General features: G+C 67.9%; 24 protein-coding genes. 6 read left to right on the top strand and 18 right to left on the bottom strand.

Annotation, left to right across the window (positions count from 1 at the left end; genetic code table 11):
- Positions 1-238 precede the first annotated feature (238 nt).
- Entirely contained in the window at positions 239-922 is a 684-nt protein-coding gene (locus AB2385_RS12510; RefSeq protein ID WP_367655348.1) for a LuxR C-terminal-related transcriptional regulator, read from the top strand.
- A gap of 79 nt (positions 923-1001) precedes the next feature.
- Here the strand turns inward: AB2385_RS12510 and AB2385_RS12505 are convergent, their stop codons facing one another.
- On the bottom strand, positions 1002-1496 hold the full coding sequence (locus AB2385_RS12505; protein ID WP_367655347.1) for a MarR family winged helix-turn-helix transcriptional regulator: 495 nt from the start codon (positions 1494-1496) through the stop codon (positions 1002-1004).
- Positions 1497-1824: 328 nt separating this feature from the next.
- Here AB2385_RS12505 and AB2385_RS12500 point away from each other — a divergent pair, with 328 nt between their 5' ends.
- A complete protein-coding gene (locus AB2385_RS12500; RefSeq protein WP_367655346.1) occupies positions 1825-2379 on the top strand; it encodes an RNA polymerase sigma factor in 555 nt (184 codons plus the stop codon).
- A 101-nt stretch (positions 2380-2480) separates the two neighbouring features.
- On the opposite strand, the gene AB2385_RS12495 is transcribed toward AB2385_RS12500, so the two are convergent.
- On the bottom strand, positions 2481-2942 hold the full coding sequence (locus AB2385_RS12495) for a MarR family winged helix-turn-helix transcriptional regulator (protein ID WP_367655345.1): 462 nt from the start codon (positions 2940-2942) through the stop codon (positions 2481-2483).
- Between the two features lie 154 nt (positions 2943-3096).
- Here AB2385_RS12495 and AB2385_RS12490 point away from each other — a divergent pair, with 154 nt between their 5' ends.
- Genes AB2385_RS12490 through AB2385_RS12480 form a run of 3 tightly spaced genes read left to right on the top strand, consistent with a single transcriptional unit; the run spans position 3097 to position 7468 of the window.
- Positions 3097-5010, top strand: coding sequence for a PrkA family serine protein kinase (locus AB2385_RS12490; protein ID WP_367655344.1), 1914 nt, complete (start codon positions 3097-3099; stop codon positions 5008-5010).
- A gap of 12 nt (positions 5011-5022) precedes the next feature.
- A complete protein-coding gene (gene yhbH / locus AB2385_RS12485; protein ID WP_367655343.1) occupies positions 5023-6210 on the top strand; it encodes a sporulation protein YhbH in 1188 nt (395 codons plus the stop codon).
- 1 nt (position 6211) lies between these two features.
- A complete protein-coding gene (locus tag AB2385_RS12480) occupies positions 6212-7468 on the top strand; it encodes a SpoVR family protein (protein WP_367655342.1) in 1257 nt (418 codons plus the stop codon).
- A 124-nt stretch (positions 7469-7592) separates the two neighbouring features.
- Here the strand turns inward: AB2385_RS12480 and AB2385_RS12475 are convergent, their stop codons facing one another.
- The 11 genes from AB2385_RS12475 to ruvC form a co-directional block, all read right to left on the bottom strand.
- Positions 7593-8765 (bottom strand): LuxR C-terminal-related transcriptional regulator, encoded by a 1173-nt coding sequence (locus AB2385_RS12475; RefSeq protein ID WP_367655341.1) that lies wholly within the window; start codon positions 8763-8765, stop codon positions 7593-7595.
- A gap of 273 nt (positions 8766-9038) precedes the next feature.
- Positions 9039-9311 carry a preprotein translocase subunit YajC gene (yajC, locus tag AB2385_RS12470; RefSeq protein WP_367655339.1) on the bottom strand — a complete coding sequence of 91 codons (273 nt, stop codon included), beginning with the start codon at positions 9309-9311 and terminating at the stop codon, positions 9039-9041.
- A 108-nt stretch (positions 9312-9419) separates the two neighbouring features.
- Entirely contained in the window at positions 9420-9893 is a 474-nt protein-coding gene (locus tag AB2385_RS12465) for an N-acetyltransferase family protein (RefSeq protein ID WP_367655338.1), read from the bottom strand.
- Between the two features lie 45 nt (positions 9894-9938).
- The gene (tgt, locus tag AB2385_RS12460) at positions 9939-11117 is read right to left on the bottom strand and encodes a tRNA guanosine(34) transglycosylase Tgt (RefSeq protein WP_367655337.1); all 1179 of its coding nucleotides are present in this window, start codon (positions 11115-11117) and stop codon (positions 9939-9941) included.
- A gap of 85 nt (positions 11118-11202) precedes the next feature.
- Positions 11203-12228, bottom strand: coding sequence for a tRNA preQ1(34) S-adenosylmethionine ribosyltransferase-isomerase QueA (gene queA, locus AB2385_RS12455; RefSeq protein ID WP_367655336.1), 1026 nt, complete (start codon positions 12226-12228; stop codon positions 11203-11205).
- A gap of 1 nt (position 12229) precedes the next feature.
- On the bottom strand, positions 12230-14284 hold the full coding sequence (locus AB2385_RS12450; RefSeq protein WP_367655335.1) for a SpoIID/LytB domain-containing protein: 2055 nt from the start codon (positions 14282-14284) through the stop codon (positions 12230-12232).
- 467 nt (positions 14285-14751) lie between these two features.
- Entirely contained in the window at positions 14752-16242 is a 1491-nt protein-coding gene (locus AB2385_RS12445) for an anti-sigma factor domain-containing protein (protein ID WP_367655334.1), read from the bottom strand.
- Positions 16243-16263: 21 nt separating this feature from the next.
- Complete coding sequence (gene sigI / locus AB2385_RS12440; RefSeq protein ID WP_367655333.1) at positions 16264-17028, bottom strand: RNA polymerase sigma factor SigI; 765 nt, start codon at positions 17026-17028, stop codon at positions 16264-16266.
- A gap of 87 nt (positions 17029-17115) precedes the next feature.
- Positions 17116-18153 (bottom strand): Holliday junction branch migration DNA helicase RuvB, encoded by a 1038-nt coding sequence (gene ruvB, locus AB2385_RS12435; RefSeq protein ID WP_367655332.1) that lies wholly within the window; start codon positions 18151-18153, stop codon positions 17116-17118.
- A gap of 346 nt (positions 18154-18499) precedes the next feature.
- Positions 18500-19114, bottom strand: coding sequence for a Holliday junction branch migration protein RuvA (gene ruvA, locus AB2385_RS12430; RefSeq protein WP_367655331.1), 615 nt, complete (start codon positions 19112-19114; stop codon positions 18500-18502).
- A gap of 1 nt (position 19115) precedes the next feature.
- Complete coding sequence (gene ruvC, locus AB2385_RS12425; protein ID WP_367655330.1) at positions 19116-19616, bottom strand: crossover junction endodeoxyribonuclease RuvC; 501 nt, start codon at positions 19614-19616, stop codon at positions 19116-19118.
- 929 nt (positions 19617-20545) lie between these two features.
- Between ruvC and AB2385_RS12420 the strand changes: the two genes are divergently transcribed.
- Positions 20546-21469: an LCP family protein gene (locus AB2385_RS12420; protein ID WP_367655329.1), complete on the top strand. Its 924-nt coding sequence runs from the start codon at positions 20546-20548 to the stop codon at positions 21467-21469.
- 68 nt (positions 21470-21537) lie between these two features.
- Here AB2385_RS12420 and AB2385_RS12415 read toward each other — a convergent pair whose 3' ends face one another.
- The 5 genes from AB2385_RS12415 to AB2385_RS12395 form a co-directional block, all read right to left on the bottom strand.
- Positions 21538-22002: a Mov34/MPN/PAD-1 family protein gene (locus tag AB2385_RS12415; RefSeq protein WP_367655328.1), complete on the bottom strand. Its 465-nt coding sequence runs from the start codon at positions 22000-22002 to the stop codon at positions 21538-21540.
- 21 nt (positions 22003-22023) lie between these two features.
- Positions 22024-22539 carry a M67 family metallopeptidase gene (locus AB2385_RS12410; protein WP_367655327.1) on the bottom strand — a complete coding sequence of 172 codons (516 nt, stop codon included), beginning with the start codon at positions 22537-22539 and terminating at the stop codon, positions 22024-22026.
- Between the two features lie 101 nt (positions 22540-22640).
- The gene (gene nadE / locus AB2385_RS12405; protein WP_367655326.1) at positions 22641-23540 is read right to left on the bottom strand and encodes an NAD(+) synthase; all 900 of its coding nucleotides are present in this window, start codon (positions 23538-23540) and stop codon (positions 22641-22643) included.
- A 30-nt stretch (positions 23541-23570) separates the two neighbouring features.
- On the bottom strand, positions 23571-24776 hold the full coding sequence (locus AB2385_RS12400; protein WP_367655325.1) for a M20 family metallopeptidase: 1206 nt from the start codon (positions 24774-24776) through the stop codon (positions 23571-23573).
- Positions 24777-24895: 119 nt separating this feature from the next.
- The gene (locus tag AB2385_RS12395; RefSeq protein ID WP_367655324.1) at positions 24896-25984 is read right to left on the bottom strand and encodes a hypothetical protein; all 1089 of its coding nucleotides are present in this window, start codon (positions 25982-25984) and stop codon (positions 24896-24898) included.
- Positions 25985-26586 lie beyond the last annotated feature (602 nt).

The following is a 26586-nucleotide window of genomic DNA, read 5'->3' as shown; positions in this document are numbered from 1 at the left end:
GACGCAGTGCGCGTGCCCCTCCTGGACGGTGTACCGCCACGCCGCATCGCTGTAGGGCGGCAGCGTTTCCCTGACAGTGCGCGGCGCCAAGTCGCTAGCACTTCAAAACTCAATTTTCACAACCTGCTCACCCGTTCGAGTGAATTTTTGCGCTCACCCTCGAATGAGGAGGAAAGCGCGATCTTTCACTCGAATCATCCGAACTACCGCGTGGCGAACAGGAGGAACAAAAGAGACCATGGGGACCCAGGAGGCGCACAGAGGATCTGCTCTTCCCACCCTCGAGCAGGTATGGGGACCGCTCCTCAGCCAGCGCGAGCTGGAGGTCGGTCGCCTGGTGGTGGCCGGCTACTCGACCCAGCAGATTGCCCAGACGCTGTACATCTCCGAAAACACCGTGAAGACCCACCTGCGGAACCTCTACCGCAAGACCAAGACCCACAGCCGCATGGAACTCTACCGCAAGCTGGTGGAGCGCGGAGCGGCACTCACCGGCGAGCGCACTTTTGCCAAGTCGCTCCCCGCCAGCTTCGAGCGCCTCTTCACAGAACTCGCCGGAAGGCGAGGCGGGGGCGCACAGACCACGGTCGTGTTGCTGCAGCTGGAGTTTACCCAGCAGGAAAAACCTGTCGACCCGCCCGAGGACGCCGTGACGGACCTGCTCAGTACCTCCATCCGGCAGCTGGACCACCTCGTGAAGTGGCGGAACGACCTCTACCTCCTCGTGTTGCCCGGCAGCGACCGGGCCTGCGCACATCAGGTGGCGGAGCGGCTCATCCGCAAGCTGCAGCGCTGGGTGCGCCTCAAGGACATGTGGGTGAACGCCGCGGTGGGCACCGCCTCGCTGGACGAAGACGGCGGAACCCCCGAAGCGGTGGTGGACCTGGCCGCCCGCCGGCTCAGGCCCCTGGAACTGAACTGAATATACGCAGGATAAAAAAGAAGATGGCGGACCGGGGTCAGTGACCCTGGTCCGCCTTTCTTCCGTTGGTGTCTGCCCTTCAGCCGGCAGCCACCAGGGAGTCGTCCTCGGCCATGTTCACACGGGACCCGAGCGGGTCCGTAATGTCCTGCAGCAGCGCCTCGAGGTGCATGTGGATCTCCTGCACGTCATCCCACACAGGCTTCAGCCACTCTTCCATCCGCTCGCGCAGCTCCGCGGCGATCTGGACCACCTGCGCCCCCTTCTCGGTAAGGCCCAGCATGACCACCCGGCGGTCTCCCTGTAGCCGGAAGCGCCGCAGCCAGCCATCGCGCTCCAGCCGATCGATGATGGCCGCCAGGTTGCCACGGGTGCAGTACACCGCGTCGTTCACCTGCTGCAGCAGTGTCGGCTTGTCAACCGAGAGCTCCCGGAGCACCTGGAACTGGGGCCAGCTCAGTCCGTACTCGTACCGCAGGAACCGCTCGCACTGCTGCTCGAGCCTGCTGGCGAGCCTCCGCAGCAGTGCGATGCGCTCCAGCGCCTCCACATCTACCCGGCTCAGACGACTCACCCCCATTACTTTTCTCTATCTTTCCTAACGTATAATCAGCCTGAAATGTTCACGCAGGGCATTTGTAAGGACATATTTTCTTGGCGATTGTGCGAAGTCTGTAGTGCACGGCCGTACAACCAACTCGTGCAAGAACCATCACCCCGAAGCGTCTGCTCGGTGGATAGCATGTGGAGTAAACGACTGAACAATCACCCTTGTTTGTGCTTACAAAACGGTGCTATGATTACGGAGCCGGGGTCATATCCTCTGGTCGAAAACATACGGTTGAGCCGACATTGAATAGTCATTCATTCATGGTCCGTACAGGGGGAGGGGTTAAGGAACCATGCGCGAAGGTGTCGAGTTGTGGGAACGGCCCAACGCCAACGACGACGAGGCACTGGGGCGTTTGATGGAAGCGATGGGGGGATCGCTGCTCTCCTACGCGAACCGGCTCCTGGGTGACACCTTCACCGCCGAAGAGGTCTGCCAGGACGCCCTGTACAAGGCGTGGTGTCACATGGAATCCCTCGAGCCGACCGGCCAGTTGCGCGCCTGGCTCTACAAGGTCACCCGCAACGCCGCACTCGATGTCCTGCGCAGCCAGCGGAGCCAGAACGTCGCGCTGCTGGGCGAAGATCTCCTTGATCCCGCACCCGGACCCGAAGACGAACTGGAGCGCAAGATGTTCGTGGAAGCGCTGCTGTCCGCTCTGCAGCGACTGCCCGCGCACTACAACTCCGTGCTGAGCCTGCGGCTGCTGGAGGGGTATTCCTACAAGGACATCGCCGAGGAGCTGAACCTGCCGCTGGGCACCGTGAAAAGCCGGCTGCGCAACGGCCTGCAGTACCTCTCCCGGGAGCTGGCGAGCGCCGGCGTGGATCGGGGATACCTGTCGTGATCGGTCTCATCCAGAAAGGGGGAGCCTCATCCTCGAGGGGCTCCCCCTGATCAGTGAAGAAGAGGGTCCAGCCCCCACCGCTGGACCCTCCTTATGTATGCCTATTCCTCCTTCTGCTCCTCCCCCTGACCGGCCGCCAGCGCCTCCAGCGACTGGAGCCGCTCGAACAGCGGGTGCACGTCGCCGAACCAGGGTCCCAGCGACTGCACGAGGAACTGGTGCAGCCCCTCCTCCACCTCGCCGAGCTTTTCCCCCTTCTCGGTGAGCTCCAGGTAGATCACCCGGCGGTCGCGGGTGGACCGGGTGCGCCTCACCCAGCCATCGCGCTCCAGGCGGTCGACGATGCCGGTGATGTTGCTGTGCGTGCAGGCCAGGGCGGCCGTGAGCCGCTTGGCCGACGTCGGCCCCGACTGGCGGAGGGTCCGGAGCACCGTGAACCCCGGCCAGCTGAGCCCGAACGTGCGCTTCAGGTAGCTGTCGCACCGGGTCTGCAGGATGTGGGAAACCACCGAAGCTGTCTGCACATAGGCCAGAGGATCCAGCGGCGCAGCGCTCGCTGCCATCGCAACCACCTCTCCTTGGGTACTCCCCTTCTCTACTCCCTACAACGTGTGTGAGACCTGAAATGTTCACACGGTCGTCGCTGATCACCCACTAGGCGGTATGTTTCGACGATTGTGCCCCTGGGAATAACTCATCCCAGGAGGTGGAGCGCAGATGAACGCGCTGCTCAAGCGGATCGAGGAGCACCGGATGAGCGAGGAGTCCCTCCGCTGGGAGGGCACCTTCGCCGACTATCTGGAGCTGGTGGCGCGCAACCCGTCGGTCACCCAGTTCGCACACGCCCGCATTTACAACATGATCATCTCCCACGGCGTCGAGGAGGTGAACGGCGTCCGACGGTACCGGTTCTTTGAACAGGAGCTGTTCGGCCTCGAGCGGGCCCTGGAGCGCCTGATGGAGGACTACCTGCACCCGGCCGCCAGGCGCCTGGACGTGCGCAAGCGCATCCTGCTGCTCATGGGCCCGGTGAGCGGCGGCAAGTCCACCCTCGTCTCCCTCCTGAAGCGGGGGCTCGAGGCTTACAGCCGCACCCCCGAGGGCGCCGTCTACGCCATCCGCGGCTGCCCGATGCACGAGGAGCCGCTCCACCTGATCCCCCGGGAACTGCGGCCCGAGGTGGAGCGGGAGCTCGGCGTGGTCATCGAGGGCGACCTCTGCCCCCACTGCCGCCTGATGGTGAAGGAGGAGTACGGCGGGCGGATCGAGGCCGTCCCCGTGGTGCGGGTGCTGCTGTCCGAGGCCGACCGGGTGGGCATCGGCACCTTCAGCCCGTCTGACCCCAAGTCGCAGGACATCGCTGACCTCACCGGCTCCGTCGACTTCGCCACCATCGGCGAGTACGGCTCCGAGTCTGACCCCCGGGCCTACCGGTTCGACGGCGAGCTGAACAAGGCCAACCGCGGCATCATGGAGTTTCAGGAGATGCTGAAGCTCGATGAGAAGTTCCTGTATCACCTCCTGAGCCTCAGCCAGGAGGGGAACTTCAAGGCCGGCCGGTTTGCCCTCATCTCCGCCGACGAGATGATCGTCGCCCACACCAACGAAAGCGAGTACCGGGCCTTCATCGCCAACAAGCGGAACGAGGCGCTGCAGAGCCGCATCATCGTCATCCCCGTCCCCTACAATCTAAAAGTCTCCGACGAGGTGCGCATCTACGAGAAACTGGTGCGCCAGGCCGACACGGGCCACGTGCACATCGCCCCCCACGCCCTCTACGCCGCCGCCTTCTTCTCGGTCCTCAGCCGGCTGAAGGAGTCGAAGCGGGCCGGGGTCGACCTGGTAAAGAAGCTCCGCCTCTACGACGGCGCCGAGGTCGAGGGCTTCGGGCCGGCGGACGTGGAGGAGCTCCGGCGGGAGTTTGAGGGCGTCGAGGGGATGAGCGGCGTCGACCCCCGGTACGTGATCAACCGCATCTCCTCAGCCATCATCCAGAAGGGCGAGAACAGCCACAAAGCCTGCATCACCGCCCTGGACGTGCTCCGCTCGCTGAAGGACGGGCTCGACCAGCACCCCTCCATCACCCCCGAGGAAAAGGAACGCCTGCTCACCCTCATCGGCACGGCGAAGCAGGAGTACGACGAGATCGCCAAGCGCGAGGTGCAGAAGGCGCTTGTCGACTCGTTCGAGGACTCCGCCCGCAGCCTGCTCAGCAACTACCTCGACAACGTCGAGGCCTACTGCAACAACCACCCGCTGCGCGACCCGGTCACCGACGAGCCGCGCGAGCCGGACGAGCAGCTGATGCGGTCCATCGAGGAGCAGATCGGCGTCTCCGAGAATGCCAAGAAGGCCTTCCGCGAGGAGATCATGATCCGGCTCTCCACCTATGCCCGCCGGGGCGTCCCCTTTGACTACACCTCTCACGAGCGGCTGCGCGAGGCCATCGAGAAGAAGCTGTTCGCGAATCTCCGGGATGTGGTCAAGATCACCACCTCCGCCCACCATCCCGACGCGAGCCAGCAGCGGCGGGTGAGCGAAGTGATGGACCGGCTGATCCGGCAGCACGGCTACTGCCCCTCCTGCGCGGCCGAACTTCTGCACTACGCGGGCTCCCTGCTCAGCCGCTAGGGGGGACGGTCCGTGGCGGAGACAGACTTCTGGATCTCCCGGGAGGACTGGTCGCTCTACCAGCGGGGGCGCCTGGACCAGGAGCGGCACCTTCAGCGCATCCGGGAGGCGATCCGGGCCAACCTGGCCGAGATCGTGAGCGACGAGTCGATCATCGCTGAGGGCGGCGGGAAAGTGGTGCGGCTGCCCATCCGGGTGCTGAGGGAGTACCGCTTCCGGCTGGACTGGCGGAAGCAGAACCGGGTGGGCGAGGCTGCCGCGGCCGCCGGGAACGGGCAGGGCGAGAGCGGCCGCCCGGGGGCGGCCGGAGTGGGGGCGTTAGGCGGCGGGGCCGGGGACGAGCCGGGCGAGGACTGGTTCGAGACCGACTTCGCCGTGGAGGACCTGGAGGAGATCCTCTTCGCCGAACTGGAACTCCCCCACCTGGAGCCCAGGCAGCAGCCCGACCTGACCGCCAGGCATTACGAGTGGCGCGACGTGCGGCCCCGGGGGCTCCAGTCGAACATTGACAAGAAGCGCACGCTGCTGGAGGCGATCAAGCGCAACCGGATGGCCGGCCGGCCGCCCCTGGCGGGGATCCGCCGGGAGGACCTGCGCTACAAGACCTGGGACGTGGCCGAGCGCCCGCAGGCTGACGCCGTGCTGCTGGTGATGATGGACACCTCCGGCTCCATGGGGCCCACCGAGAAGTACGTCGCCCGCAGCCTCTGCTTCTGGATGGTGCGCTTCCTCCGCACCCGGTACCGGAGCGTGCGGGTGCACTTCATCGCCCATACCACCGACGCGAAGGAAGTGACGGAGGAGGCGTTCTTCACGAAGGGCGAGGCCGGCGGTACCCGCTGCTCCTCGGCCTACGAGTACGCGCTGCAGCTCATCGACCGGCAGTACCCGCCGGACCAGCACAACCTCTACGCCTTCCACTTCTCCGACGGCGACAACCTGATCTCCGACAACCCCCGGGCGGTCGCCCTGATCCGGCGGTTGCTGGAGCGCTGCAACCTGGTGGGCTACGGCCAGATCGAAACGCAGCCCCAGTACCAGGCCGCGCCCTATTACCAGCCCCACACCCTCTTCAACCTGTTCCAGCAGGAGGTCGCCCACCCCCGGTTCGTGGCGGTGCAGATCAAGCACCGCACCGACGTGTACGCTGCGCTGCGGGCCTTCTTCCGGCCTGGACGGGATGAAGGGAGGGCTGGCTAGAATGACGGACAGCGCGACCGGGCGGGCCCTGCCCGCCGCTGACCTGAAGCGCCTGGAGGCCGCGATCGAGGAGATCATGGCCCTGGCCCGGGCGCACGGCCTCGACTTCTTCACGATGCGGTTCGAGATCTGCCCCGCCGAGGTGCTCTACGCCTTCGGGGCGTATGGGATGCCCACCCGCTTCTCCCACTGGTCCTTCGGCAAGGCCTACTACCTGCTGAAAAGCCAGGCCGATCTGGGCCTGGCCCGCATCTACGAGCTGGTGATCAACTCCGACCCGTGCTATGCCTTCCTGCTGGAGTCGAACACCTTCCTGGAGAACCGCATGGTGGTCGCCCACGTGCTGGGCCACTCCGACTTCTTCAAACACAACTGGCGCTTCCGGGGGACCAACCGGAAGATGGTCGACACCATGAGCGCCTTCGCCGACCGGGTGCGCCAGTACGAGCAGCGGTACGGACGGGACGTGGTGGAACGCTTCCTGGACGCCGCCATGGCCGTGGCGGAACAGGTGGACCCGTTCCCCGGTACCCGGCCCGACCCCCGCTCCGACCTGCCCCGCTTCCTGCTGGAGCGCGCCGCCGACCTGGCCGACTGGCAGCGGGACATCCTGGCCAGCCTCCGGGAGGAGGCGCTCTACTTCCGGCCGCAGATGGAGACGAAGATCCTGAACGAGGGCTGGGCGTCGCTCTGGCACGCCCGCATCATGCGGCAGCTGGAGCTCACGCCCGCCGAGGCGGTGGAGTTCGCCCGGCTCCACGCCGCGGTGCTCGCGCCGAACCCGGCCCAGCTCAACCCGTACCGTCTGGGCTACGCCCTGCTGGAGTCGATCGAGGCCCGGTACGGACGGGAGCGGCTCTTCGAGGTCCGCAGCGTGGAGACCGACGTGTCGCTGGTGCGCAACTACCTCACCCCGGAGCTGTGCGCAGAGCTCGACCTGCAGATCTACGCCCGGGAGGGGGACGGGTGGGAGACTCAGGACACCGACTGGACCGCGGTGCGGGACACGCTCCTCAGGCAGCTGGAGAACTGCGGACTGCCCCGCATCTACGCCGAAGACGACAACTACCGCGGCCGGGGCGAGCTCTTCCTGCGCCACGGCTACGACGGGGTCGAGCTGGACGTGACCCACCTCACCCACGCCCTCCAGCACGTTCAGCACATCTGGGGACGGCCGGTGCACCTGGAGACCGTGCACGACGGGGAGCGGGCGCTCTACACCTGCGACAGCGCGGGCAATACGAGCCGGGTGCTGTGAGTTGCACCCGGCTCGTTGCACGCGTATGTCTGTCCTTCCGCGCTCTCCCGGCCCGTGGGCTCCGGCTGCGCCCTCTTTTCCGCATCGGCCCCGGTCCTCTGCCTCATGCGCAGGCTCCGGCCCTCTACGCGATATCCTTCAAGCACATCCCAATCCGCTGCTGCGCCGCCGCCACCAGCGCCTCCGGCGACGTGATGCCCTCCGCAGAGCTGGCGGAGGCCAGGGAGAAGAGCAGGTCGCAGCCGCTGGCGCTGGCCCACTGGCCGAGCGCGAGGGCAAGGCGCATCGTCACCGCCCGGGCGATCTCCCGGTCCGTGCCCGGGAGCAGGGCCAGGAACTCCGAGTCCGACCAGCGGAAGGCCAGGTCGGGGGTCCGCACCGTCTCGGCGAGCGCCTGGGCCACCGCCAGGTCGGCCGCCACCCGGTCGGGGGCGGGCAGGAGCAGGCGCCCCTCCACCTCGAGCCACACCACCGAGAGTCCCGGCGAGGGCAGCGAGTCCACCACCTCGGCCGCCCGCTGCCGGAACGCCGCCCGGGTAAGGAGGCCGGTCACCGCGTCGCGGGCGGGTAGGAGGCGGTCCGACGCGGGCCTCTGCGCCACGAGGCGCCGGTCGGAACCCCCTGCCGGCTCGGGCGCGACGGGCCCTCCTGGCCGGGCCGGGGCCGACTCCCGCGCCGGGGCCGTCCGGAGCCCGGATGCCCCCTGCGGATCCGGTGCGACCTGCGAATCCGGTGCGACCGGCGCTTGGGTTGCAACGGCCTGCGCCCCTGCGGCCTGCTTATCCGGCTCATCCCGGTCCGAGGGGGCGAGCTGCACTGCGGGCATCCGCTGCTGCCCGGCGGCGGTCGGACGCCGGCTCCCCTGCTCCACCGCGGCCTTCCGCCCGGGCGTCCCCTGCTCCCGCCGGGCGTCCTGCGCTGCCGGGGCACAGCCGGACTTCGCCGCGTCCGGTAAGCCGCCGCGTGGCTCAGCAGCATCCTGCACGCCCGGCGCACCCTGCCGCGGGGCGTCGGTTCTCCCGATCCGTACCGGCCGCCCGAGGGCTTCCGCCTCCACGACCCTCCGGAGGAGGTCGTGCCGGGAGTGTGCGCCCGTCTTGCGCAGGATGTGCCGGATGTGCGTTTTCACGGTGTTCACCGTCACGAAAAGTCGGCGCGCCACCTCAGTGGTCGGCAGGCCCGCCAGGGCCAGTTGAGCAACTTCCAGCTCCCGATGGCTCAGCACGCCCTGCAGGTGATGGGCCACCACCTCCGGGGCAACTGCTGCGCTCAGGTACTCACGCACGGCCAGGCTCACTGGCGCCCCCCCTCTCCATCCGGACGGCCGATTGTCGGAACGGTGGCCATCCAGACCAATTTTATCTGACTATCCAGCTATTTCAGTCGATTGTATCACCCATTCTACCGTATGTGCCTGATCGGGGTCAACATATAGAATTGGCGCCTATGTCTGTAAACCGAGGCCCGGCCTTTTCACCAGGCCGGGCCGTTTCGACATCGATTGTGCTGGAGACCGACGGAATAAGGGATCGGGGGCCTCGAGTCGGGCGTGCGGGGGTAAGGCGGAGGGCTACTCGCCGCGCTTCACGCTGCCCACCGCGCTGCGGCTGAAGGTGAGTTCCACGTTGGAGGCCACCTTCACGCGGATGGTGCTGTTGGCGTCATCGATGGCCTGGATTACGCCGTGCAGGCCGCCGATGGTGATGATCTCATCGCCGACCTTGAGGGAGTTGAGCATTTCCTGCCGCTTCTTCTGCTGCTGCTGTTGCGGGCGGATCATCATGAAATACATGAGCACGAACAGCAGAATCAGGAGACCCCATTGAGATATGAACTCCGCCAATGCATCTTCCTCCTTACTGTCTCATGGATGTGACTATACACAGAAACCCGACGCCTGTACAGTCATCGTTCGCACCAAACGCCCGGGTCGTGGGCGAGCGGCAAGCCCCTACGCGCGGCCGGGTGCGTACATCATCACCTGAATCGGGCGCAGTCCCAGTTTCTCGCCCAGGCCGACCGCCGGACTGCCGGGGGGCACGATCATCGAGAGGGAAAAGGCCCCCTTCAGGTAGCCCCAGCCCCTCACCCGCTCCACCAGCCCGGTGCCGATTCCCTGCCGGCGGCGGTCAGGCAGAACGTAGAGGTCGGAGATGTAGGTGTACAGCTCCGGCCGGAAGATGGCGGGCGGCTCCTGCAGCATGCCGATGGCGTATCCCACGATGGCCCCCTGCTCCTCCGCCACCATCACCACGGCGGCCGGATGCTCCACCGCCTGGGCCAGCGAGGACTTGGCGAACTGCATGAACCCTTCGGCCAGCTCGTGCACCCCCACCTGGGCGTGCTGCTCCCGGGCGAAGGCCTCCACGAGGGGCAGGAGCGCGTTCACATCGGCGCGGGTGGCGACGCGGTACTCAACAGCCAAGCAGAACTCCTCCTTGTGCGGGGCTGTACGGGACGGCGGTACAGGTCAGCGGTTCTCGGGCAGCGCCGGCTCAGCGGGCCCGGCCTTGTCCGCCTGCCTGCGGGCGGCCTCGCCCTCGTGCCAGCGGGTGAGGAACTCCCGGCGGTACTGGGCGAAGCGGCCCTGCTCGATGGCGGCCCGGATCTCCTCCATCAGGCGCACCAGGAAGCGCAGGTTGTGGATGGAGCAGAGCCGGAGGCCCAGCATCTCCTCCGCCTTGAACAGGTGGCGGATGTACGCCCGGCTGAAGTTGCGGCAGGCGTAGCAGTCGCAGCCCTCCTGGATGGGCTCGAAGTCCCGGGCGAACTCGGCGTTCCGCACCGTCAGCTTGCCGTCGGGCAGGAAAACGGTCCCGTGCCGGGCGATGCGGGTAGGCAGGACGCAGTCGAACATGTCGATGCCGCGCCAGACGCCCTCCACCAGATCCTCCGGCGAACCCACGCCCATCAGGTAGCGGGGCTTGTCCGCGGGCAGGAGCGGCACCTGCACCTCCAGCATCTCGTGCATGAGCTCCTTGGGCTCCCCCACCGAAAGGCCGCCGACGGCGTAGCCGGGGAAGTCCAGCGCCACGATCTCCTCCGCCGACCGCCGCCGCAGGTCAGCGTACGTGGAGCCCTGGACGATGCCGAAGAGCGCCTGGCTGTCGGGACGGGCATGGGCCGCCTTGCAGCGCGCCGCCCAGCGGGTGGTGCGCTCCAGCGAGCGCAGGGCGTACTCGTAGTCGCACGGCCACGGCGTGCACTCGTCCAGGGCCATGATGATGTCGGCGCCCAGGGCGTTCTCGATCTCCATCACCTTTTCGGGGGTGAGGAAGTGCGCGCTGCCATCGATGTGCGACCGGAAGTGGACGCCCTCCTCGGTAATCTTGCGCAGATCGGCGAGGGAGAAAATCTGAAAGCCGCCCGAGTCGGTGAGGATGGCGCCATTCCAGTTCATGAAGCGGTGCAGCCCGCCCGCCTCCCGCACCAGATCGTGGCCCGGGCGTAAGTAAAGATGGTACGTATTGCTCAGGATGATCCGTGCGCCCAGATCCCAGACCTCTTCGGGGTTGAGGGTCTTCACCGTGGCCTGGGTGCCCACCGGCATGAAGACGGGCGTCTCGATCACGCCGTGGGGCGTGTGGAGGCGCCCCCTGCGGGCCATGGATGCCGGATCTCTCACGATAGGTTCCCAACGAACTGCCAACCGAATGCCTCCCTCTGGCCTCTTTCGGTATCGTACCACAGCGCCCGTTGCGCCTGCCAGAAAAACGGCACGTTTGGGCGCCGTCTTACAGGATCAGCATGGCGTCCCCGAAGCTGAAGAAGCGGTACCGCATCTCCACGGCCTCGCGGTAGGCTTTCATGATCAGTTCCCGCCCGGCCAGGGCGGAGACCAGCATCAGCAGGGTCGACTTGGGCAGGTGGAAGTTGGTGATCAGGCTGTCGACCACCTTGAACCGGTAGCCGGGGTAGATGAAGATGTCGGTCCAGCCCGACCCCGGCACGACGGTGCCGTCCGGCTGCGACGCGGTCTCCAGGGTGCGCACGGAGGTGGTGCCGACGGTCACCAGCCTCCCGCCCCGCCTCCGCACCGCGTTGATGCCCTCGGCCGCCTCCGGGGACACGCTGTAGAACTCGCTGTGCATCTTGTGCTGGGTGGGGTCCTCCACCTCCACCGGGCGGAAGGTGCCCAGCCCCACGTGCAGGGTGATCTTGTGGATCTCCACCCCCTGCGCCTTCAACCGCTCCAGCAGTTCAGGGGTGAAGTGCAGGCCGGCCGTTGGCGCCGCCGCCGACCCCCACTCCCGGGCGTAGACGGTCTGGTAGCGCTCGGGGTCGGAAAGCTGCGCGTGGATGTACGGGGGCAGCGGCATCTGGCCCAGCCGGTCCAGGAGGTGCTCGAACACGCCCTCGTAGGTGAAGTCGATCACCCGGCCGCCGAAGTCGGTGGGCTCCACCACGGTGCCCACCAGCAGTCCGTCGCCGAAGATGATCCGCTCGCCGGGCCGGGCCTTCTTGCCCGGCTTCACCAGGGTCTCCCACCGGTCGCGGCTCAACCGCTTGAGCAGCAGCACTTCCATCGCACCGCCGGTCTTCTCGCGGTGGCCGAGCAGGCGGGCGGGCATCACCCGGGTGTCGTTGACCACCAGGGCGTCGCCGGGCCGCAGGAACTCGGGCAAGTCGCGGAAGTAGCGGTGCTGAATCGCACCGCTCTTTCGCTCCACCACCATCAGACGGGACGCGTCCCGCGGTTCCACCGGCGTCTGGGCAATCAGTTCCTTTGGAAGGTCGTAGTCAAAGTCTTCGAGTCGCACGCTAACGGGTCTCCACCTTTGTACCGGTATAGAAGTGGGTCAGGATTTCAACATAAGTTTTCCCCTGCAGCGCCATGCCGTAGGCGCCCCACTGGGACAGGCCGACGCCGTGGCCGTACCCGCTCCCCGTGACCGTGACCCCCGTGGGGGCGGCTTCGGCCCGGGGCGCCGATCCGCCCGAACCGGACGCGGACTCCGGAGGTGGGGTAACACCCTGGCCGGCCGTGGGCTCAGGCGAGGGCCCCGTTCCGGAGGCGGTTCCCGGGGTGGGCGTCGACGGGTGGTCGGATGCCGCACCCGGGGTGGACGCGGGCCCGGGTACGGGCGCGGCACCGAAGTCTGACGTAGCCCCAAATGCAGGCGCGACACCGGAGCCGGACGTAGCCCCGGATGTAGGCGTGGCACCGGAGCCGGACGTAGCTCCGGATGCAGGCGTCGCACCGGAACCGGACGTAGCCCCGGATTGGGACGCACCGCCGGAACCTGCCGTGGCTCCCGGCGCCGAGGTGGAACCCTGTCCATCCCTGTCAGCCCCGTCGCCGCGGGACGAGGGCGTCGACCCGGTCCGCCCGGGCCGCGGGAGCACCCCGAGGACGGCGTAGCCGTCGCGGCTGGCGACTGCGGCCGGGCCGGTGAGGGTCACCGTCACCCCGCCCGCACCCAGCACCTGGCTGCCCGCGATGGGACGCACTCTGGGGATGCCGTCGGCGCCCAGCACGGCCACCAGGGCCTGCTGGGGCTGGGGCTCAGGCTCAGGCTCGGGTTCGGGCTGCGGGGTCGGTGCGGGCCCCGGAGTCTGTCCGGATGCAGGGTTCGGCCCGCCGCCGAGGCTCTGCCCAGTCGAAGCACCGGACCCGGTACCGGAACCCGGCGTACTTCCGGGGGCAGACCCGTTTCCGGGGCCCGGACCGGTCGCGCTGCCGGCATCCGGCGGGATCTCAGAGTCCGGTCCGCTTCCAGAACCCGGCCCGGTGCCAGAACCCGGCGGCGTCCCGGGGTCCGCCCCGGTTCCGGAACCCGGCTCAGCCACGGTGCCGGAACCCGGCGGGGTCGCAGCGTCCGGTCCCGTGCCGGGCTCGGGCTCCGGCGCCGGCGAGTCCGGGCCGGAGAGGGCGATCTCCCTGGGCGGGGCGGGGAGGCCGAGGGCCGTGCGCATCTGCTGCATGGTCAGCGTGCGCGTGCCCTCAGTGCCGACAACCGTCCAGGTGGTCGGGCGGCCGCTCGCTCCGGGCGCCCCCGGGACCACCGCCGTCACCGTGCCGACGGGGAAGCCGGCCTGGCGCAGGGCCTGGCTGAAGTCGTCAATGGTGAAGTCGTAGCTCCACGAGGTGTACTTGTTGCCGGGCACGTCGTCAAAGTCGGGCACCCCGCGGAGGTAACCCAGCGGTGTCCCGCCCGTCCAGACGTTCTCGTTGTTTTCCGTATGGCCGCCCGACGAGGAGTGGTAGTAGGTCGCGATCAACCGGCCCTCGTAGGTGACCACCTGGCCCTTGGTCTCGAGGACGGCGGCCGTGGTGCTGGGCCGCTCATCCTGGATGCCCCGGTAGACCTGATCATCCGTGGTGTTGCGCAGATCGAAGCCGTCTGCGCTCCGCTTGCCGAGGTTCGCCAGGGTGTAGGTCCGGGCAGCGACCGCCTGGGCCTTCAGGGCTTCGGCCGGCCAGTTGGGCTCCATCTCGGCGGGCACCACCGCCAGGAGGTACTCCTCGAGGTTGACGACGTTCACCACGGACAGCCTGCCCCCGGCCGTGGGCACCGCTTCGATCTCGCCCCGATAGGACCGGCCCTGGAAGCTAATATACCCGGGCGGCTTGGGGACCAGACGGACCCGGTCGGTGAACAGGGCGGGGACGGCATCCACGAACACCCCGCCGTCCAGCGCGTGCAGGCCCACCACGGCGCCGGGGCGCACCTCCGCATGGAGGGTCCCGTCCACCACGACCCAGAGGCCGGCCGTGCTGCTCACCCAGGCTGCGGTCTGACCCCACGCCAGCCCGATCCGCACGGGGGTGTCAGGCGGGGGCGCGGGCACCTGGCCGGCGGCCTCGTCCGGCACCTGCCCCGGAACCTCCTCCGGCGTCTCCTCCAGAACTTCGTCCGGAGTCTCCGCGGGTGCATCTCCGGGAGCCTCCCCCGCAGGAGTCTCACCGGAACCGCCCCCGGGCGTTCCTCCTGTCGTTTCCGCGGGACTCTCCGCCGGTGCCTCTCCGGGGAGCTCGTTCGAGCCGCCCCCGGAAGCTCCCTGTGGAAACTGCGGAGCCGTTCCCCAGTTCTCTCCGGGAACCTGCTGTGCCATCTCCTCCGCGATCTCCTCCGCGGCCGCGGAGGGGGCTGCGCCGGGCACGAACGCCGGGGGCGCGAGGACGAGCACGCCTGCCAGTGCCACAGCAATGGCGGAGGATATTCGCACTGAGGCCACCGCCTTCCTGTCGAGTTGAGAAAAACTGTAGCTAAATGGTTCGCCCCAATACAGATTTTCTCCTCCCGCTGGAAACGGCGATGGGGCCGGGATGCCGGCCCCCATCAGTATCCGATGGCGTTACCCCAGTACGAGGGCCATCCCCGGGCAGGGTCAGTGTGCTCGCCTCCGCCGCGGGAACCGCCCGTGCGCTGACGGTCGCGCCCGCCCTGCTCGTCGTCACGGTCGCCCCATCCGGAGGTGTCGCTGCGGTAGATGGCCTCGATGGACCCGTCGCTGTTGCTCTGCTTTCCCCGGCCGCTGTTGCTCTGACTGCCCTGCGTGCGCTCGTTCTCACTCCCCTGGCGGGGGTCGTTTTCACGGCTCCCGGCGGGGTTGTTCAGGGCATCCCTGCCCCGGGGCTCTACAACACCCATACCCGCATTGCTCTGGTTGCGCGTGCCAGGGTTGCTCTGGTTACCCTTTCCGGGGCTGGCCTGGCCACCCTCGTCACCCTTGCCGTTGTTGCCCGGGGTGCCGGGGTTCCCGGGGCCTCCCTTGCCGTTGTTCCCCGGGGTGCCGGAGTTCCCGGGGCCCCCCTTGCCGTTGTTCCCCGGGTTCGCGGAGTTCCCGGGGCCCCCCTTGCCGTTGTTCCCCGGGGTGCCGGGGTTCCCGGGACTCTTACCGTTGCTGCCCGGGTTGCCCTTGTCGGCGTTGATCTTGCCGCCGGGCCCGGAGTTGCCCTTGCTGCCCTCGCCGGATCCGGCGTTCTGGCCGTCCCCCTTGCCGGCGCCCTTACCAGCGGTCGCCTCACTGCGCCGCTGCTCCGCCCGGCTGAGCAGCTCGCTGGGGTTGATGCCCAGCTCCTTCAGGAACTTCCCTGGCGCCTGATCCCGGATGGCGTCAGACGTCACCTCCGGGTGCTCGGCCTGAATCTCCTCAAGGATGATCAACTGCGGCAGCGTGAGGTCCTGCTTGCGGGCCTCCTCCACCTCCTCGGCGGTGGCCTGGACTACCGCCACCCCGGTCCGGGGTTCGTCGCCCAGGCTCTGGGCCTGTTCGGCCACCACCTCATGCAGGGCTGTGCGCGACCGCTCCACGATGTCCTGCGAAAGCGAGGGCCGGAGCACCTTGCCCTCCAGCGGGGCGACTGCCATCACCACGGCACTCTCCTCGGCGGCGGGGTTCAGCTTGCCCATGGCCACCGCCTGGGCCGCTATCGCTCCCGCCACCTGTTCCACCGGCTGCCGCCGCCACTGGATGGCGTCCAGCACTTCCCGACCGTCCGCGTTCAGCCCCTCCGCGGCTACGACCTGCCGCCGGCCGTTCACGGTGAGCTGGATGGACGGGTTGATGTCGATCATGACCAGCGCGGCCGGCTGCGCGAGGGTCCAGTGCCAGTACCCTGTGGGCACGAGCAGCATGAGGAGAACCGCCGCCGCGGCCGCCACCCAGGTCCAGCTGAAGAAGCTGTGCCAGGCGCCGGCCTCGGGGACGGGGATCTCATCGCCCACCGCCGGGTGGCCGGCAGGCAGGGGAACCCGCCTGAACTCGCCCGACGGGGTGAGCACGATCCCGGTCCTCCCCTCCACCTCCAGCAGAATGCCCTTCTGCATTTGCGATGCCTCCCCGTGCACCTAGACCGCGATGTAGTGGCGCAGGTGAACAAAGTCTTCCAGCAGGAGCAGCGCCACCGCGATGATGTACTTGCGCTGCCGCTCCAGAGTCTTGCGGCTCACGCCGACCCGGTCCTCCAGTTGTTTCAGCGGCAGTTCCCGCCGGGTGAGCAAGTGCTGAGACAGGAGCGGATCGGCGGCGACCGTGCGGGCGATGCCCACGGCCCGGGCCCGGGCGTCGGCATGCTTGGGGCAGACCGCCACCAGATCGCTGAAGCGGATGCCGAACTCGGCCAGCCGCCGGGCGTAGCGGGCGATCTCCTCCCGGCGCTCCTCCGCCTCCTGCTGCCGCTGGTGCTCGGCGATGGCCTCCCGCATCTCGACGCCCTGCAGCGGGTTGCCCTCGCCGTCCTCCGAGGTGAGGTCGCTGAGCGGCACCTCCACCCGGCTTTTTTGCCGACGGTAATAGTCCATCATCCGGCGCTTGATCACCAGCTCGGCAAACGGGATGAACGCGCTGCCCTTGGCGGGATCAAACCGGTCGATGGCCTCGTTGAGGGCGAGAAGGCCCACCGATACCTCTTCGTCCTGGCCAACGGTGAGGTACCGGCCGGAGACTTGACTGCCCACTCGCAGCACGAGAGGCGTATAGGCTCGGATGAGCTCTTCCCGCGCCGCCTTGTCGCCCGCCTTCGCCGGGCCGAGCAACCGTTCGGCCAGGGAAGGACCAGGGCCGTCGGCGCTGTCCGAGAGGCTCAGCAGAAAGGTCAGCAGCAACTCCGTCACCTCTCGTCTGCCAAAGTAATACGAAGTGAGCCCCTCGAAAACGGGGGGCCACACCAGTGGGAAGTGGCGGAAAACGCTCGAGCGTGGTCAGAACAGCCGGGCCTGGGTGCTCCCGCTGTCGGACTGACCCGGGTAGGGGATGTTCAGGTACTCGTAAGCGCTGCGAGTGGCCACCCGCCCCCGCGGCGTCCTCTGGAGGAACCCGATCTGCATCAGGTAGGGCTCGTACACGTCCTCGATGGTCTCAGGCTCCTCATTGGTGGCGGCGGCCAGGGTGTCGAGCCCCACCGGACCTCCGCCGTACTTCTCGATGATGGCGCGCAGCACCCTGTGGTCCACCTTGTCGAGCCCCATGGGGTCGACTTCCATCAGGCGCAGGCCCGCGTCCGCCACCGCACGGGTGATCACCCCGTCCGCCCTCACCTGGGCGTAGTCCCTGAGCCGCTTCAGCAGCCGGTTGGCGATCCGGGGGGTCCCCCGGGAGCGGCGGGCGATCTCCTCGGCGCCGGACGGGTCGAGCTTCACGCCCAGGATGCGGGCCGACCGCAGGAGGATCTGGGTCAGCTCCTCGACACTGTAGAACTGCAGTTGCATCACCACGCCGAACCGATCCCGCAGCGGCGACGTAAGGGCACCGTAGCGGGTGGTCGCGCCGATGAGGGTAAAACGGGGCAGGTCGAGCCGCAGCGTGCGGGCGTTGGGGCCCTTGCCCAGGATGATGTCGAGGGCGAAGTCCTCCATCGCCGGGTAGAGCGTCTCCTCCACCAGCCGGTTCAGCCGGTGGATCTCGTCGACGAAGAGGACATCCCCTTCGGAGAGCTGGGTCAGGATCGCCGCCAGGTCACCCTGATGGGAGATGGCGGGCCCGGACGTGATGCGCAGGTTCACGCCCATCTCCTGTGCGATGATGTGGGCCAGGGTGGTCTTGCCCAGCCCGGGCGGGCCGTAGAGCAGCACATGGTCCAGGGGCTCGCCCCGCTGCTTGGCCGCGGCGATGTAAATGGAGAGCTCCTCCTTCACCCGCTCCTGGCCGGGGTAGTCCGCCAGGCGCTGCGGGCGGAGGGTCTCCTCGATGCGCACATCCTCCGGCCGCTTGTGGCCGGAGAGGAAGCGTTCCTCACTCATTCCGCCTTACCCCCGGTCGAGTTGATTCAGCCCCCTCCGGACGGGAGCCGCCGAGGACCCGTTCCTCACTCATGCTTCCGCCCCAGCCGGACGGGGGGGTCGAAGGCGCGTGCGTCAATCCTGGCGCCTTCACCCCGGTACAGTTGCCTCGCACCCAGCCGGTCAGGGGACTCTGAGGCGGCGTCCGTCAACCATGCCGCTTTAACCCCGCTACAGCTGCTTCAGGCCCAGCCGGACAGGGGCTCCGAGGCGGCGCCCGCCACTCGTGGCGCCTTGACCCCGGGACAACTGACTCGCACCCAGCCGGTCAGGGGACTCTGAGGCGGCGTCCGTCAGCCATGCCGCCTTAACCCCGGTACAGCTGCTTCAGCCCCAGCCGCACGAGGGTCTCCACGGTCGGCGCGTCGCCGGCCTCGCCGCGGGCCCGGGCCAGGGCCTCCATCGCCTCGGTGCGCGTATACCCCAGCGCACAGAGCGCCTCGGCCGCCTCTGCCCACACGTCCCCCTGGGGCGGAGTCGCGGCCCCCGTGGCCCCGGGCACCCCGGAGGGTGAACCCAGCAGGTCGACCTTCCCCTTCAGCTCCAGCACCAGCCGCTGCGCCGTCTTCTTCCCGATGCCGGGGATGCGGCACAGGGTGTCGATGTCTTCGAAGAGCACCGCCCGGCGGAACGCCTCGGGGTCGGTGGTGGAAAGCACGGCCAGGGCCACCTTGGGGCCGATGCCGTCCACGCGGAGCAACTGACCGAACAGGTCGTGCTCAGCCGGGGTGAGAAAACCGTAGAGCGTCAGGGCGTCTTCGCGCACCTGCAGTGATGTGTAAAGCTGCACGGTCGACCCCACGGCCGGCAGGCGAGACCGGGTCGAGGCGGGCACCAGGCAGCGGTAGCCGACCCCCGCCACGTCGATGACCACGGAATCGGCAGTGGCGCTGACGAGCTCGCCGCGCAAGTGAGCGATCATGCTACGACAGACCTCCCAACCGTGAGGTGAACTTCTCGCCGTGGAGGGCTGCGATGGCCACGGCCAGAGCATCCGCCACGTCGTCGGGCTTCGGGATCTCGGGAAGGCCGAGCAGGGCCCGTACCATCCGCTGGACCTGCATCTTGTCGGCCCGGCCGTATCCGGTGACGGCCATCTTGACCTGCATCGGGGTGTACTCCCGCACGGGCACACCGTTGTCCGCCGCGGCCAGCAGCACGATGCCGCGGGCCTGGCCCACGTGGATGGCGGTGGTCACGTTGCGGCCGAAAAAGAGCTCCTCCACGGCCAGCACGTCGGGCCGGTGCTCCAGCAGCAGGTCCACAACGCCCCGGTAGAGCACCTGCAGGCGCAGTTCGGTCCGCATGTCCGGCGGCGTTTCCAGGCAGCCGTACGCCACCGCCCGCTCCCGCCCGGCGCCTGCGTCCTCCACGACGCCGTAGCCCATCCGGGCCGTGCCGGGGTCGATGCCGAGAATTCGCAAATGCCCACCACCTCTGTGACTGCTCAACTAACCCCGCGGTTCTGTTCGAGGTCCGAACGGCCCAGTCCTGCCCTATCGCCGGATTTCGCCATTGAAGTTCCCACAGGTCACATGCTATTCTCAGGTGGCAACCGAGCCATGTTTTCAGTAACCGTGGGACCGTGGCTGCCGGGCACGGGGCGCCGTCGGCGCATGACGCCGCGGCGGCCTGCTCCAGGGTCCTGCGGCACGCGGAGGAGCCACCGGAACCGCGGGGCCGCCAAAGCCTCGGAGCAGTGGGGCGCTGTTCCGGGCCACGGCGCAGGGGGACCGCCGATGCTCCGGCGCCGCAAGGCCGTCAGGCAATCCGCGGAGCCGGCGGGACAAGCGATGACGCCGTGCCCGCAGACACGGCGTTCAGACGATGTTCCCCGCCGTAACCGTTCAGCAGGGCCGCCGGGCCTCCCAGGCCGTGGTAGCGCGGCACCGTCCTGTTCCCATGCACCGAACCACCACTGGCGCGCCTCCCACGCTCTGGCAGTATGGCACCGCCCTACTCCCATGCACCGTACCACCGCTTCCGCGCCTCCCACGCTCTGGCAGTATGGCACCGCCCTACTCCCATGCACCGTACCACCGCTTCCGCGCCTCCCACGCTCTGGCAGTGCGGCACCGCCCTGTTCCCATGCACCGTACCACCACTGGCGCGCCTCCCACGCTCTGGCAGTATGGCACCGCCGTACTCCCATGCACCGAACCACCGCTGCCGCGCCTCCCACACTGTGGCCGCGTGACACCGCCGTACTCCCACGCAGCGGAACGGTGCTACCATATGAAGGGCCGTGACGTCTGGCTTCGAGTCACGACGACGCAACTGTACTCCGGAAGTTACACCCGATTCCACACAACGCATGTACAGAACGCGCATCGGACGGAGAGGGGACTTGACCGTGACAGACAGGAGCCACAAGGGCTTTCGCGTAGTGATGATCATCGTGGTGGTCGTCGTCCTGCTCCTGGGTGGCCTGGCGGCGGGGGCGTGGTACCTCGCGCCGCCGGTCAACGTGCTCCTGATGGGGCTCGACGAAGGCAAGACCCGCACCGACGTGGTGGTCCTCGCCCACCTCGACCCCCGTAAGGGCCTGCTCACCCTGCTCTCGCTGCCGCGTGACACCCTGGTGGAGATCGACTGCACCGGACTCAGCGACTACTGCGTCTCTCCCGACAAGCTGGCCCACGCCCACGCCTACGCCGGCGAGCGGGGGCCGGAAGTCACCGTCGCCACCGTGGAACGACTGCTGGGTGTGAAGATCGACCACTATGTGCGGGTGGATTTCGAAGGGTTCAAGCAGGTAGTGGACATTCTGGGCGGCGTGGACCTGGTCATCGACCAGGACATGTACTACGAGGATCCCTACGCCGACCCGCCGCTGCTGATCAACTTCACGGCGTCGGAGGAGCCGCAGCACCTGGACGGGCAGCGGGCCCTGGAGTTCGTCCGCTACCGGGGCGCCACCGGCGACATCGGCCGCACGGAGCGCACGAAGCAGTTCCTCGTCGCCCTGGCCAGAAAAGCCAGGCAGACCCAGTCGCTGACGAAGCTGCCTGAGGTGATCCGTACCGGACTGGCCTACGTGGACACCGACATCGACACCACGACCGCCCTCACCCTGGCCCTGGGCGCCATGCGCGCAGACCTGGACAACGTGCAGATGGAGACCCTGCCGGGTTACGATGACCCCCACAACCCCCGGGGGTGGATCTGGATTCCCGACGAGACGGCGATGGCCGACGTGGTCGACCGGCTGATCGTCAACCCGCAGCCGCCTTCTGCGGAGCCGGAGGAGGGATCTGGCGAGCAACCGGCGGAGTAGAACCGGACGAATGGTGACGCGACAGGCGCCCCGAGGGCTCATCGCCTTCGGGGCGCCGTTCGCGCGCCTCAGGTCCGCCGCTGGCGCCAGCGGGCGCGCAGGTCGAAGAACTCCCCTCCCGGGCCGTCGCCGATGAAGAGGGGCACCTCCTCCACCCGCTCGCCACAGATGCGATACGCACCGATGCTGGCCGGGCCGTTCAGCGAGATGATCAGCCGAATCGCATCCGGGTAGTGGACCGCCTGCTCCACGTCGTAGCTCGACGGTGCAGCGGGTGCCGTGGGATGCGAGTGGTAGATGCCCACCAACTCGTGCCCCTGCACAGCGATGCGCCGCAGAGCTTCTTCTTGTTGTTCGCGCTCCACCTCGAAGAAGATCGGGCTGTTCCGGGCGTTGTCCGTAGCGAACACGGCGCGCACCTGGCCATCCCTGCCGGCCAGGATGCCGCAGGCTTCCACGGGCTTCTCCTCCAGGCAATGCTCCAGGATCCGCTGAAGTAGCCGCCGCCCGATGACCAGCCGCTGCGCCGCCATGACAAACTCCCTCTGCTGTCCTCAGACAGATCCGCCTGCCCTGCGGACCGCCTGCCGCAGGTCGAACCACTCGCCGTCGACGTGCCGCGCCAGCACCACCAGGTGTTCCGACACTTGCCCGTCCACGATGCGCCAGGCGCGCACCCGTGGGCGCCGGGCCTTAAGTGAGATGATCACGTAGAAGGCCTCGGGCCAGGTGGCCTGGGCGATGTCCGTGCGGGACGGCACCGCCTCGCTGGCCACGTGAGAGTGGTAGATGGCCACGACCTCCTGACCCTTCTGATGGGCCTCCTCCACCGCGGTCAGCAACTGGCGGTCGTCCACCCGGTACAGGACGGGGCTGCGCTCCTGGTTGTCCGTGGCGTAACCGGCGGCCACGTATCCGGACGCGCCGGTCAGGAGGCCGCACGCCTCCAGTGGCCGCTCCTCATAGCAGTGGATGATCATCCGACGGTAGATGTTCTCGGGTATGACGAGCCGTCGTTGCGCCTCGGCCAACGGGCTCTCCTTGCGCCGCGTCCTCGTCCACCAAAGCACACGCACGCCCCCTTTACCTTGCTGCGACCGCTGCTGGAAGTGGCCCAGCTACGGCAGCCGGCCACCGCGGGTCGGCACGCACCAGGCTGCCGCCAGCCTGTTTACACCAGGCCGCGCCGCTTCAGCATCTCTTCCAGGTCGCCAGGGCGGCGCTTGAACTCGGTGCGGCGGTTCTGTGCGATGATGCGCCGGGCGACCTCGGGCTGGACGGGCAGGTCGGGGTCCGCCAGGATCGCCTCCACAGCCTCCTCGAGCACCGTCAGGGTGGTGCTGAGCACCGGGCTCTTCAGGTGCCGCTCGAGCAGCCAGACCAGGAGCCGGTCGGCGTCCGCGTAGCTGAAGCCCAGTTCACCCTCGTCGGTCTGGCCCGGCCAGAGCCCGGCGGTCGGCACCCGGTTGACCAGGTCATCGGGCAGCCCGGCCTCAGCTGCCAGGCGCCGGACCTCAGCCTTGGTGCAGTCCCGGATTGGCTGCCGGTCGGAGATGCCGTCACCGCGGATGGAGAAGTACCCGAGAAAGTACTCCACGCCGTTGCCAGTGCCCACCATCAGGCCGCGGAAGGCGTCGGCGAAGAAGCCGGCCGTCATGATGCGCAGCGTCGGCTTCAGGTTGTTGATCGCCCACTGGAGCCGCTCCTCCTCCAGGGGCAGGCCGGCCTTGGCCGCCAGCTCCCGGGCCGCGGCCGAGTAGAGCGTCACCGCCATGTCCCACAGGTCGCTCAGGTTGATGGTCACGGCCGGGATGCCCAGGTGCCGCGCCACCCGCTCGGCGTCGACGATGTCCTGCAGGCGCTCGCCCTCGAGCTCCTCCTCGGTGGAGCAGGGCAGGATCAGCGCCACCGTTCCATCCGGCGCCGCCTGCTTGCTGATGGCAGCCGCCGCCGAAGAGTCGACCCCGCCGGACAGGCAGTTGATCAGGACCTTGAGACCGTAGCGCTCCATATATTCCCGCTCACGGGCGGCGCGGTCGGACAGGGATGCAATCCGGTGCTGCTGCGTCATACTCGGTCCCCCTCTGTGGGTGGAAATCGGTCAGGGAGTCACGCTGCCAGTCGTCAGGAAGTTTTGCACTACTTGTATATAATACGCCACACCAACTGCAATGCACGACTCGTCAACCATGAGTCGTGACGTGTGCAACCCGTACGGTGCGGCATCGTCGTGGGCACGTGCACCCAGGCGGGCAAAGGTGCCCGGGACCCGTTCCAGGTAGTAGGCGAAGTCCTCACCGCCCATCGAGGGCTCCATTTGCTCCACCTTGTCTGCGCCCAGTACGTCCACGGCCGCCTGCCGGGCGAGCGCCGTCATCTCCGGATGGTTCACCAGCACGGGATAGCCGTGCTCGTAGTGGAAGCGGTAGGATGCCCCGGCCGCGGCGCAGATCCCCCGCACCACCGCCTCGATCCGCTCCGGCATCAGGCGGCGCAGCTCCGGGTCCATTGTCCGAACGGTTCCGACGAAGCTGACCTCGTCCGGGATCACGTTGTGGGCGGACCCGCCCTGGATCATCCCGATGGTAACCACCGCCGGCTGGAAGGGGTTGACGTTGCGGGCCACCACCTGCTGCAGCGCGGTGATGACCTGGCAGGCGGTGAGCACCGGGTCAACAGTCAGGTGGGGTGTGGCCCCGTGCCCCCCGCGTCCGACGATCGTCACCCGCAGCTCGTCGGGCGCTGCCATCATCGGCCCCTCCCCGAAGGCCATCCGGCCGGCCTCCAGGAACGGCTCGACGTGCAGGCCGAAGATGGCGTCGACCTTCGGCTGATCCAACACGCCGTCGCGAATCATGAGCGACGCGCCACCGGGGTTCTTCTCCTCGCCGGGCTGGAAGATGAGTACCACCTGCCCGGGCAGTTCGTCTTTGATGGACCACAGCGCCTTCGCCGTGGCCAGCAGGATCGCCGTGTGCACGTCGTGGCCGCACGCGTGCATCACGCCGGGCCGGTGCGAGGCGAACGGCAGCCCGGTCTCCTCCTGAATGGGCAGGGCGTCGATGTCGGCCCGCAGGGCCACCACGGGACCGGGGCGTGCACCCCTGATCACCACCTGCAGCCCCGTTCCCCCGCCGAGGCCGGCCCGGAACGAGTATCCCAGCTCTTGCAGTGCCGTCGCCAAGTACCGGTGCGTCTCGTGCTCGCAGAAGGAGAGCTCAGGGTTCTGATGGAGGTCACGTCGCACCTTGACGCCGTACGGGTGAACGGTCCTGGCCAGTTCCCACACCTGCTCCTTGGTCAACATCCCTACGGGTGCCCTCCCCACAAAGTCTTGAATATGGGTACTACCTCGCGCAGGCACGAAAACCCTGCTTGCCGCTCCGTACCCCCGCTTGCCCGTGTCCGACGTGACAGGCACCGCCCCTACACAGCCGCGCCGCGAGACGCAGGCGAGCCCTGCTGCGCCGCCATGCGGTACCGTTCACTGTAATACTCAAGCAGGACATACACGTACCGCTTCTCATCTGGAACCGGTGCCAGGGCAACCCCTGCCCGCCTCAGGCAGTCCGTGATCACGGGAAAGCTCAGGTTCTGGGCCCAGATCTCGTAGCACCGGAACCGCGCCTGCCTGCTCCGCTCCCGCTTCAACTGGTCACGCCGCTGCTGAGCTGCGGCCACCTCGGGATCGGGGAAGCGCTCCGTGGGCCCTGCGTGCTGCGGGCCGTGAAACTCGAAGGCCGTCTTGCGGCCGTGCAGCAGGACGTCGTATTCCAGCCACGCGCCTGTCTCGTCGTTTACCAGCCAGCTCGCAGCTCCGTTCCGGATCACGGGCAGCTGCGTAACGAGGGCGACGATCTGCTCCATCAGAAACTGGCCCCACGAATAGCGGTCCGTCTTCTCCGCCCGCTCGGCTGCTTTGAGAAACTGCGCCAACTCCGCTTGGCGCCTCGCCTCGGGCGGATTGGCAGCGGTGAGCCGAAACTGCTTGCGGCGCGCGCAGTAGCCGTCGTCGCCCTCCAGCCATCCCCGAATCCGCAGCAGGCTCACGTGATGGGTGAGGGTGTTGTGGCTGTACCCCGTCAGTTCCTTCAACTGAAGGTAGTCAAACTGGCGCCCGAACCTGCGGATTACCCCCCAGATCCACCGTGCAGCGTGGGGGAGCTCCCGGTCCCTTAGGATGTCCTCAGGAAGGACCAAGAAGTGCGGACCCCGGGGCCAGCGAATCTCTACCTGAAGCTTGCTCCGACTCATGCGGATGACCTTCAGCCACCCTGCAGCCTGCAGCTCGGCGAAGTACAGACGGATGCTGTTATGGCTTAGCCCGGTCTCCTTGCGCAGTTCGCCGAACGTGACGACCAGACACCGGCCAGGCAGGCGCGTGTCCCGCATCAGACGCAGCATGCACCAGAAATACTTGGCCCCCTCCCTCAGGGTGCGGTCACGCCAGAGGGCATCGGGCACAAGTACTTCCCGCGGCCTGAGCATCACCCTGAGCCGCCCCGGAATCCGCACGCTACCTCCCCCCTCTGCCGGCCAGATCATCTATTCGGCGCCGATCATCCGTTCTCCTCCTGTTTTTCCAATATTAGGTGCTCCGCCGGCTCGCCCGCCTGCCGACGGGGATCTTCACCCCTGGTACTCAACCGGAAGCACCTCGCCTGCTCATCTACACAAGTGTTGACACAGGCAACCCCCACCGCAGCAGGCTTCCAGCCCCCGCCCGAAGCCCTACAGCCATACGGCTTGCGCTGTGTCAACGCTTGGGAGGCTCGCCGCCAGCCGTACGAGGCGCAGACGTCGCCCCCTCGGGCACCTTACCCCGGGCCCCCGCAACTCCCCCCTGTGCCGGAGCAGCCCTGCGCCACTCAGCCGGAGCCATCCCGTCCCACGCAGCCTCGACAGCCCTCGCCTCGACCCACCCTCACAAGCTTTCACACAGGCAACCCCCCACCGCAGCAGGCTCCCAGTCCCCGCCCGAAACCCTACAGCCATGCGGAACACGCTGTGTCAAGGCTTGGGAGACTTGCTGCCAGCCGTACGAGGCGCAGACGTCGCCCCACCCCTCGGGCACCTTACCCCGGGCCCCCGCAACTCCCCCCTGTGCCGGAGCAGCC

It is taken from the genome of Symbiobacterium sp. (assembly GCF_040797425.1).
GTDB lineage: Bacteria > Bacillota > Sulfobacillia > Symbiobacteriales > Symbiobacteriaceae > Symbiobacterium.
This window is presented reverse-complemented; position numbering and strand designations above follow the sequence as displayed.

Coding starts and splice junctions, on each gene's coding strand:
- ruvB (WP_367655332.1), bottom strand. CDS start 18,153: ATGAGTGAGGAACGCTTCCTCTCCGGCCACAAGCGGCCGGAGGATGTG.
- AB2385_RS12480 (WP_367655342.1), top strand. CDS start 6,212: ATGACGGACAGCGCGACCGGGCGGGCCCTGCCCGCCGCTGACCTGAAG.
- AB2385_RS12495 (WP_367655345.1), bottom strand. CDS start 2,942: ATGGCAGCGAGCGCTGCGCCGCTGGATCCTCTGGCCTATGTGCAGACA.
- nadE (WP_367655326.1), bottom strand. CDS start 23,540: ATGACGCAGCAGCACCGGATTGCATCCCTGTCCGACCGCGCCGCCCGT.
- AB2385_RS12445 (WP_367655334.1), bottom strand. CDS start 16,242: ATGCAGAAGGGCATTCTGCTGGAGGTGGAGGGGAGGACCGGGATCGTG.
- AB2385_RS12415 (WP_367655328.1), bottom strand. CDS start 22,002: ATGGCGGCGCAGCGGCTGGTCATCGGGCGGCGGCTACTTCAGCGGATC.
- AB2385_RS12500 (WP_367655346.1), top strand. CDS start 1,825: ATGCGCGAAGGTGTCGAGTTGTGGGAACGGCCCAACGCCAACGACGAC.
- AB2385_RS12400 (WP_367655325.1), bottom strand. CDS start 24,776: ATGTTGACCAAGGAGCAGGTGTGGGAACTGGCCAGGACCGTTCACCCG.
- AB2385_RS12510 (WP_367655348.1), top strand. CDS start 239: ATGGGGACCCAGGAGGCGCACAGAGGATCTGCTCTTCCCACCCTCGAG.
- ruvA (WP_367655331.1), bottom strand. CDS start 19,114: ATGATCGCTCACTTGCGCGGCGAGCTCGTCAGCGCCACTGCCGATTCC.
- AB2385_RS12490 (WP_367655344.1), top strand. CDS start 3,097: ATGAACGCGCTGCTCAAGCGGATCGAGGAGCACCGGATGAGCGAGGAG.